Here is an 8,923-nt window from a genome sequence, read left to right as displayed (position 1 = left end):
GCTCAGCGAGCGTGTGGTCCGACGCGCCCTTGTCGACCAGCGGGCCGCTCGCGCCTTCCTTCACCTGGAAGCGCTTGAAGAACATCAGCGAGTTGTCGGTGTAGTTGTCGGTCGGGTCGCCCGGGATGCCGGTGCCGCCCTGGTACACCTTCCAGCTGATCTTCGCGTTCTCGAGCCGTTCGGCGTAGGTCGTCCACGTGTAGCCGTTCACGTCGTTGCGCTCGCCGATGCCCGGGCCGTTCGGCGCGCTGCCGTAGACGTTGCGCGAGTCGACCGTGCCGGTCCACAGGTAGATGCGGTTCGGCGCCGTGTCGGCATGCGCGGAGCAGAAGTACGAATCGCAGATCGTGAACGCGTCGGCGAGCGCGTAGTGGTACGTGAGATCCTGGCGCTTCAGGTAGCCCATCGTCAGCACGTCCTGCTTCTGGTTCACCCACTGGTCCCACTGGCCGTTGTTCCAGGACAGGTGGCCGCTGCTCCAGCCGTGGTTGGTGCCCGGCTGGAATTCGGTCGTCTGCTTCGGATCGAGATAGAACGGCAGCACGTACGGCGCCGACGGATCGAGCCCGCGCGAATGGTAGTTCTTCGTGAACACCGACGCCGGCGGCTGTTGCCACACCGGTGCGCCGTTCGGCAGCAGGTGCGGGCGCGGGTCGTTGAAACCGCGCACGCCGCGCAGTCCGCCGAAGTAATGGTCGAACGAACGGTTTTCCTGCATGAAGATCACGACGTGCTCCACGTCGCGGATCGTGCCGGTGCGATAGGCGGCCGGCATCGCCAGCGCATTGCGGATCGCGGGCGGGAAGCCCGCGTAGGCGGCCATCGCGCCGGCCGACTGCGCGGCGAGGCGCAGGAAATCGCGTCGATTGTTCGAAGACATGAAGAGCACCTGTGGTCGGTGGGAGTGGGGGCGCCGGGCGAGCGGGCCGGCGATCTGGCGTCGCCGTTATTACCCCGCACCGGCATGTCCCGGCCGTGACCGGTTCCCGCAGGTTTCTTGCGGTCACCCCCAGCTTTTTTTCGAAGTCTCGCACGGCGCGCCTTTCATCCGGCCGACATATCCGTGCGCTACGCTGACGCGCGATGAAGAGGGGAGAAGCCGAGTCGTGTTCGATCAGCTGAAGGCGTTCCACGCGACCGTCCGGCAGGGCAGCATCACGCGCGCTGCGCGCCACCTGGGCGTGAGCCAGCCGACGATTGCCGCGCAGATCCGGCAGGTCGAGCAGGTGTACGGCGTCGAGCTGTTCTACCGCAGCGGCCGCAAGCTCGAGGTGACCGAGACGGGCATCGAGCTGCTGCCGCTCGTCGAGAAGATGATCGCGCTCGAGGCGCAGGCCGACATCATGCTGCGCAACGTCGGCGGCCTGTTCGAGGGCCATCTGCGGATCGGCGCGACGGGCCCGTACTACATCATGGATGCGGTCGGCCGCTTCTCGAGCGCGCACCCGTCGATCGCGCTCACGTGCCGGATCGGCAACTCCGAGGAAATCCTGCAGGCGCTGCAGGAATTCCGCATCGATCTCGCGGTCTCGTCGCAGCGCAACGACGCCGACGGCCTCGAACGCAAGGTGATCTCGACCGATCCGCTCGTGCTCGTCGTGCACCGCCATCATCCGCTCGCGCGGTTCGAGTCGATCGACGCGGCGCGGCTCGCCGACGTGCGGCTGCTGATTCGCGAGGAAGGGTCGGTCACGCGCCGCTGCACGGAGACGATCCTCGCCGCGGCCGGCGTCGCGGCGACGTCGGTCGCCGAGATCGGCAGCCGCGAAGCGATTCGCGAGGCGATCCTGCATGGCGTCGGCGGCAGCCTGTTTCCGCTCGGCGAGGCCGAACGCCATCCGGACCTGCGCGTGATCACGCTGCGCGGCGTCGACACGACGATCGACGAATACGTGTACTACCTGAAAGCGCGCCGCCAGAGCCCCGCGATCGATGCGTTCCTTGCGTGCATCCTGCCGGGCGGCGGCGAAGCGGCCGGCGTGGTCGATGCTGCCGACGCGATCAAAACCGGACGAACGATGCGGCGGGCGAACGCGCGCTGAGCCGCCGCGCGTTCACCGCTTCCGCACACTACGTGGCGCTTTTCCCGCGCCTTCCCTCGTTGCGTTCCTCGTGCCTTCCTTCTGTCGCCGCGCCGCGCGTCACTTCGGCAGCGCCGGAATCATCCACGTCAGCACGTGCTGCTGCAGGAACACCAGCACGCCGAGCAACAGCGTGAGGATCACGCTGTGCCAGAAGGTGCGTGCGAACACGACACCCTCCTGCCCTTTCAGGTCCGTCGTCGACACGCCCGTCGCGATGTTCTGCGGCGAGATCATCTTGCCCATCACGCCGCCCGACGAGTTGGTGGCGGCCATCAGCACCGGATCGAGGCCGAGCTGCCGGGCGGCGACGACCTGCAGGTTGCCGAACAGCGCGTTGCCCGACGTGTCGCTGCCGGACAGGAACACCGCGATCCAGCCGAGCGATGCCGACACCAGCGGGAACAGCGCACCGGTCGACGCGACGCCGGTGCCGAGCGTGTAGCTGATGCCCGAGTAGTTCAGCAGGTACGCGAGCCCGACGATCATCATCACCGTGACGATCGCGATCCACGTTTGCCGCCACGTCTTCACCACGCATTCGACGAACGCGCCGGGGCCGGTGCGCGTCAGCGCGGCCGTGATGACCGCCGATAGCAGGATCGCGGTGCCCGTGCCGAGCGGCTGGAAATCCCAGATCGCCGCGTACGGCTTGTGATACAGCGACACGTATACGGCGTTGTGCAGGCCCGGCCACTTGATCTTCACGTCGCCGATCGCCGCGATGTTCGCGTGCACCCACACGATCACGACCACCGACACGACGAGCCACGGCAGCCAGCCGCCGAAACCCGCGCGCGCGGCGCCGGCGGCGGCCGGCACGCTGCGCGCGAGCGCGTATTGTGGATCGGGCTGCGGCTTCCACAGCTGCAGGAAGCCGATCGTCACGATCAGCGACGTGAGCGACGACAGCACGTCGGTGAGCTGGTAGCCGAGGAAGTTCGACGTGACGAACTGCGCGAGCGCGAAGCTGCCGCCCGACACGAGCAGCGCGGGCCACAGCTTCGCGATCGAGCGCAGCCCGCCATACGCGCCGACCACGTAGAACGGCAGCAGCAGCGCGAAGAACGGCAACTGGCGGCCGACCATCTGCGCGAGCGTCGCGGGCGGCAGCGACGTGACCGCGCCGAGCACGGTGATCGGCACGCCGAGCGCGCCGAACGCGACCGGCGCCGTGTTGAACAGCAGCGTATAGGTGAGCGCTTCGAGCGCAGGAAAGCCGAGCGCGATCAGCAGCGCGCTCGTGATCGCGACCGGCGTGCCGAATCCGGAGATCCCTTCGAGCAGGCAGCCGAACGAGAACGCGACGACGAGCAGCACAAGGCGGCGATCGTCGGGCAGGTTATCGAGCATCCACTGCCGGAACTGGTCGAAGCGGCCCGACTTCACCGCGATGTTGTACAGCAGCAGCGCGTTGAAGACGATCCACATCACCGGCACGACCGCGAGCGCCATGCCGGCGCCGACCGCGTTGAATGCGAGCCCGGCCGGCATCCCCCACGCACCGATCGCCACCGCGAGGCCCGCGATGAGCCCGGCGAGCGATGCCTGCCACGCGGGCGGCGCAGCACGCCGAGCGCGATCAGCGCGACCGCGATCGGGATCACCGCGACGAGGAACGACAGGAGCAGCGAGTGGGCGACGGGCGTCAACGGTTGCGCGAAGACGATGCCGGGCGGTAGGGCGTCGGTGGGATTCATCGTGTCTCCAGAGTCGACCCGGGTTCGCATCTCGATGCGCCGGGTTCGGGTCAAGGCGATGTCCTGCAGTCACGGCCACGATCAGGCGCTTGCGTACGCAACGACGTTGCGCGGCCAACCGATCGGTCGCTTAAAAGAGGTTAGGAGGCGCGACGCGCTTGTACAAGGGGGAGAAGCCCGATGCGGGCGAGCCGGTGCGAACCGGCCGCCGCACGCTGGCCGGCAGATGGCGTGCGGCTGGCGCGTTCGACAGGAAACCCGTCGCGGCCGGAAAAGGTGACTGCCAGCCACGAGGATGTTTCGTTTGGCCTCCGAAGCCTAGACTGGCTGCATCGTTTCCGGCCGCGCCGGCGATGGCGCGGCACCGGAACCTCACGGAGCACACACGATGAAGACGATGAAACACGCGGCATGCGCGTTCGTGCTGATCGGCGCGGCGTTCGCCGCTCACGCGCAAGCCGCGTCGACGCTCACCCGCGCGCAAGTCCGCCAGGAACTCGTGGAACTGGAGGCCGTAGGCTACCGGACGAGCCTCGCAAGCAGTCCCGACTTTCCGCGGAACATGCAGGCGGTCATGCAGCGTGCCGCGCAGGCGCGCGGTGAAGGTGACGTTGCCGGTTACGGCAGCGACGGCCGGGCGACCGGAGAATCAGGCAAGCCGGCGCTGCCGCACGCGGTCGATCGCGGCACGTATGCGCATCACTGACCGGCTCACCGACGGAACCAGATGGATCGCACGGCAGCGGCACGGCACACGCTGCGCCGGCCGCACGCGCGATCGTCACACGCTGAAGCGGTTCAGCGTATAGGCGCGATAGGCGGCGACGAATGCGTCGAACGATCCGGCCTCCTTCGCTTCGAGCTCGGCCTGCTCGGCCAGCGACTTGGCGGCAAGCGCCTGCTCGGTGTGCAGCGTCTCGGCCGACGGCGGATGCGCGCGGAAATGCGCGGCATGCGCTTCGCTCTGCGCGAGCCCGAAGGCGAGGAACGACTGGCCGTTCTCGCGCATCGTACGCAGCACGCGCGCCGACGGCGTGCGCTCCGGATCGGCGAGCTTCTCGCGCTGCGCGGCGATCGCGCGCGCATGTTCGTCGCCGCCGCGGATTTCGTCGAGCCGGCGACCGACGATTTCGATATCGGCCATCAGTTCATCGGCCCACTGCTGCAGCGTGACCGATCGACCTTCGCGCGTCAGCGCGAGCCCCGGCTTGCGGCCGTCCAGCGTCACGCTGCCGAAGTTCGCGTTCGCTTCCTTGTACGCATCGCAGTCGAGCGGCGCGCTGTCGTCGAGCGCGCAGGCGAGCAGGAACGCGTCGATGAAGCGCGCGGTCTCCAGCGCGATGCCGGTCGGCTCGAACGGGTCGATGTCGAGGCAGCGCACTTCGATGTACTGCACGCCGCGCGACGCAAGCGCATGCAGCGGCCGCTCGCCCGAATACGTGACGCGCTTCGGCCGGATCGTCGAGTAGAACTCGTTCTCGATCTGCAGCACGTTCGTGTTGATCTGGATCCACTCGCCGTCGCGATGCGTGCCGATCGCCTCGTACGCCGGATACGGCTCGCTCACGGCCTTCGACAGCGCGTCGAGATAGCCCGGCAGCGTGTTGTAGTCGACGTGCAGCGCGGCCTGGGCCGTCGTGTTCGAGTAGCCGAGATCGCTCATGCGCAGGCTGGTCGCATACGGCCGGTACAGCGTATCGGCGTCGAACGTGTCGAGCTTGTGCGGCTTGCCGCGCAGGAACTTCGTGTCGAGCACCGGCGACGCGCCGAACAGATACATCAGCAGCCAGCTGCGGCGGCGGAAGTTGCGGATCTGCGCGAGATAGCGTTCCGACTGGTAATCGACGAGCGTCGCCGTCGACCCTTCTTCCTCATGCAGGCGCCGCCACACTTCCTCGTGCAACGAGTAGTTGTAGTGGATGCCGGCGATGCACTGCATCGTGCGGCCATAGCGATACGCGAGGCCGCGGCGGTACACCGTCTTCAGGCGGCCGATGTTCGACGTGCCGTAGTTGGCGATCGGGATCTGGTCGTCGGCCGGCAGCAGGCCGGGCATCGAATCGTTCCACAGGATCTCGTCGCCAAGCGATGCATAGACGTAGCGATGCAGATCGTCGAGGCGTTCGAGCGTGAGCGCGGCGTCGCGCTCCGCGGGCGTGATCAGTTCGATCAGCGCTTCGGAATAGTCGGTCGTCAGCGCCGGATGCGTGAGCGCCGAACCGAGCGCGCGCGGATGCGGCGTGAACGCGATCATCCCGTCGCGCGTCACGCGCAGGCTTTCCTTCTCGATGCCGCGCAGGCCGTCGGGCAGATGCTGCCGCGTCGGGCCCGAGCTCAGCGCGTCGAGGCGTTTCAGCAGCAGTTCGGACTGGCGGTGAGTCATGGTGTTCGACATGGAGACGCAAGTGCGTGACGGCCGCGCGCAGAACGCCGCGCGCGGCCGGCTGGATTGTTGGTCGCTTCGTTGGTAGCGGGCACTTTAACATCTCGCCGGAAGCCGCGCTTGAGGTGGCTCCGGGCACGGCGCACGGGCCTGAGCGGGTGATCGGGCGGGGCGGGCGCGGCAGTCCCGGTCCGTATCACCGGTTCCCGACGAAGCTGATCGGCACGGCGGTCACCGCAATTCGTCGGATGGAATGTGAATGGCGAACGGGTGGCGGCAGGTGCAACCTTGCCGCTGGATCGATCGCGAAACGACGCGTGCGCAGGCATCGCACGCGCTACATTCGGCCGGCACCGGAGGGGGCGGAAGCGCCGTGACGGCGCCGCGTCACGCCCCGGCGCTTGCCGCATGCCGGCACCGCGTGCGCGACGGATTGCGGCGCCGCCTCCTTGCGGTCGCACCCGGCCGCGCCGCGATTACCCGCCGCGCGCGCCGCCTGCCCGGTCGGCCACTTCGTTCCACAGATGCAGCGCCGCATACGCACGCCACGGCCGCCAGCCTTCGGTGCGGTGCTTCTGGCTGGCGAGCCGGTCGAGCGCCGGGTCGCGCGCGGCGATCGACTGCATCAGCACGAGATCGGATGCCGGCCACGCGTCCGGGTCGCGCCATGCGCGCATCGCGATGTATTCGACGGTCCATGGGCCGATGCCGGGCAGATCGAGCCACGCGCTGCGCAGCGTCGCGAGATCGGCATGCGCACGATCGACCGGCACGTCGCCGGCCGCCACCGCGCGCGCCACGCCGGTCAGCGCGGCCACGCGCTTGCCGGGCATCCCGATCTTGTCGAGATCGCACGCGGCCAGCGCGTCGGGTGTCGGGAACCGCCACGCGGGCGCGCCGTCGTCTTCATGAATCACGCGTTCGCCGGCCCGTTCGACGAGCCGGCCGACGATCGTCGTCGCGGCCTTCACGCTCACCTGCTGGCCGACGATCGCGCGCACGGCCAGCTCGAACCCCGACCACGCACCCGGCACGCGCAGCCCCGGCGCGGCCGCGACGAGCGGCGCGAACCACGGATCGCGCGCGAGGCCGCCGCCGATCGCGGCCGGATCGGCACCAAGGTCGAACATCGTCGCGACGCGTGCGGCGAACGCATCGTCGACGTGACGCGCGACCGCCCCTTCGACGGTCGCGATCAGGCAATGCTTGCGCGGATGTTTCGTGACGGTGAGCCGGCCCGCATCGCCGTGCAGATCGACGATGCGGCGATACACGCCGTCCGCGACCTGCTCGACACCGGGAATCGCGCGCCCGCTGAAGAAGCGCAGCACGCGCGCCCAGTCGTACGGCGCCTTGTAGCGCAGTTCCATCTGCGCGGACGGCGGCACAGGGCCGCCGTCCGCGAGGGAGGTAATCGTTGTTTTCTCGATGCTCAAACCGCACTGCCCTCCGTCTCGGCTTCGGCTTCATCGTGGTGAACATGGCGCGCCTCGGCCGCGAGCAGCGTCGCCTTGCGGCGCACGCCCCAGCGATAGCCGGCGAGCGCGCCGCCCTTCTGCACGACGCGGTGGCACGGAATCGCGAGCGCGACCGGATTCGACGCGCACGCGGACGCGACCGCCCGCACCGCGCGCGGCGAACCGAGCGCCTCGGCGATCTCCGAATAGCTGCGCGTTTCACCGTACGGGATATGCGTCAGCGCTTCCCACACGCGCTGCTGGAACGCGGTCGGCGCGATGTCGAGCGGCAGGTCGAACGCCTGCCGCGTGCCGTCGAGGTACGCGCGGATCTGCGTGACGAACGGCGCGAGCCGGGCCGACGCTTCAACCAGTTCGGCGCGTGCGAACGTGTCGTTCAGCTCGCCGACGAGCGACGCCGCGTCGTCGCCGAATGCGATCCGGCAGATGCCCTGTTCGGTGGCGGCAACGAGCACCGTGCCGAGCGACGTCGACGCGGTCGCATAGTCGATCCGCAGGCCGGCGCCCTGGCGGCGGAACGCGGACGGCGCCATCCCCAACTCGCGCGGCACCGACGCATAGAGCCGCGACGGCGAGTTGAACCCCGCGTCGACGGCTGCCTGCGTGACCGGCTGCCCGCTTTGCAGCGCCTGCCGCAACGCGGCGCCGCGCTGCGCGGCCTGGTACTGCCGCGGCGACACGCCGACCACACGTTTGAAGAGCCGCTGCAAGTGGAACGGGCTCACGTGCACGGCGTCGCTCAACTGCTGCAGCGTGAGCCGCTCGGCGTGCGCGTCGAGCACCGCGCATGCACGATTGACGATTTCCAGCTCGCGCGGCAGCCCTTCCGGCTGGCAACGCTTGCAGGGCCGGAAGCCGGCCGCGCGCGCGGCCGCCGGATCGGCGAAAAAGGACACGTTCTCGCGGCGCGGCTGCCGCGACGCGCAGGTCGGGCGGCAGAACACGCCGGTCGTGCTGACGGCATAGAAGAACGCGCCGTCCGCATGCGGATCGCGCTCGGTCACGGCGCCCCAGCGGGCATCGTCGGTCGGATAGGCGGTTTTCATCTGAACCTCGCACTCTCTAGTGTAGATGGTGCCTACTCTAGCCATCGACACATGCCGTCGCGCCCCGAATCTTGCTCTGTGATTCGTGCCGGCGAGCCGGGGGTCGCATCGTTAAAGATCAAATCCGACGAAACGCGCGCGGCGGCTGCTCCAGCGCCGTTTTCGTCATCGTCCCGTCACCGTTTTGCTGCAGTGCGGATGCGACAAATCGCCGTCCTGACGTTTTTTTGCAATC

The 8,923-nt window shown here is 68.6% G+C and carries 6 protein-coding genes and 1 pseudogene; 2 read left to right on the top strand and 5 right to left on the bottom strand.

The features are described 5' to 3' along the window. Positions 1-880 (bottom strand): alkaline phosphatase family protein (locus tag JMF90_RS12110; RefSeq protein ID WP_305790743.1); only part of this gene is annotated, 880 nt, incomplete at its 3' end. A gap of 226 nt (positions 881-1,106) precedes the next feature. Here JMF90_RS12110 and JMF90_RS12105 point away from each other — a divergent pair. Next, positions 1,107-2,042 (top strand): LysR family transcriptional regulator, encoded by a 936-nt coding sequence (locus JMF90_RS12105; protein WP_200160892.1) that lies wholly within the window; start codon positions 1,107-1,109, stop codon positions 2,040-2,042. Positions 2,043-2,141: 99 nt separating this feature from the next. Here JMF90_RS12105 and JMF90_RS12100 read toward each other — a convergent pair. Next, positions 2,142-3,781: pseudogene (locus tag JMF90_RS12100) on the bottom strand (L-lactate permease). A gap of 388 nt (positions 3,782-4,169) precedes the next feature. Between JMF90_RS12100 and JMF90_RS12095 the strand changes: the two are divergent. Continuing rightward, entirely contained in the window at positions 4,170-4,487 is a 318-nt protein-coding gene (locus JMF90_RS12095) for a DUF4148 domain-containing protein (protein ID WP_201317048.1), read from the top strand. A 75-nt stretch (positions 4,488-4,562) separates the two neighbouring features. Here the strand turns inward: JMF90_RS12095 and gshA are convergent, their stop codons facing one another. From gshA to ada, 3 genes are all read right to left on the bottom strand, one after another. Continuing rightward, a complete protein-coding gene (gene gshA, locus JMF90_RS12090; protein ID WP_200160894.1) occupies positions 4,563-6,176 on the bottom strand; it encodes a glutamate--cysteine ligase in 1,614 nt (537 codons plus the stop codon). Positions 6,177-6,640: 464 nt separating this feature from the next. Further along, positions 6,641-7,600 (bottom strand): DNA-3-methyladenine glycosylase, encoded by a 960-nt coding sequence (locus JMF90_RS12085; protein ID WP_200160895.1) that lies wholly within the window; start codon positions 7,598-7,600, stop codon positions 6,641-6,643. Beyond that, entirely contained in the window at positions 7,597-8,688 is a 1,092-nt protein-coding gene (ada, locus tag JMF90_RS12080) for a bifunctional DNA-binding transcriptional regulator/O6-methylguanine-DNA methyltransferase Ada (RefSeq protein WP_124622275.1), read from the bottom strand. Before ada ends, JMF90_RS12085 begins: the two co-directional genes overlap by 4 nt. Positions 8,689-8,923 lie beyond the last annotated feature (235 nt).

It is taken from the genome of Burkholderia sp. E168m23, assembly GCF_016586125.1.
Lineage (GTDB): Bacteria > Pseudomonadota > Gammaproteobacteria > Burkholderiales > Burkholderiaceae > Burkholderia > Burkholderia orbicola.
The sequence above is the reverse complement of the archived record's forward strand: the minus strand, read 5'-3'. Positions and strand labels throughout refer to the sequence as shown.

Excerpts from the sequence above, each read along its gene's own strand:
- gshA (WP_200160894.1), bottom strand. The coding sequence starts at position 6,176 with ATGTCGAACACCATGACTCACCGCCAGTCCGAACTGCTGCTGAAACGC.
- JMF90_RS12095 (WP_201317048.1), top strand. The coding sequence starts at position 4,170 with ATGAAGACGATGAAACACGCGGCATGCGCGTTCGTGCTGATCGGCGCG.
- ada (WP_124622275.1), bottom strand. The coding sequence starts at position 8,688 with ATGAAAACCGCCTATCCGACCGACGATGCCCGCTGGGGCGCCGTGACC.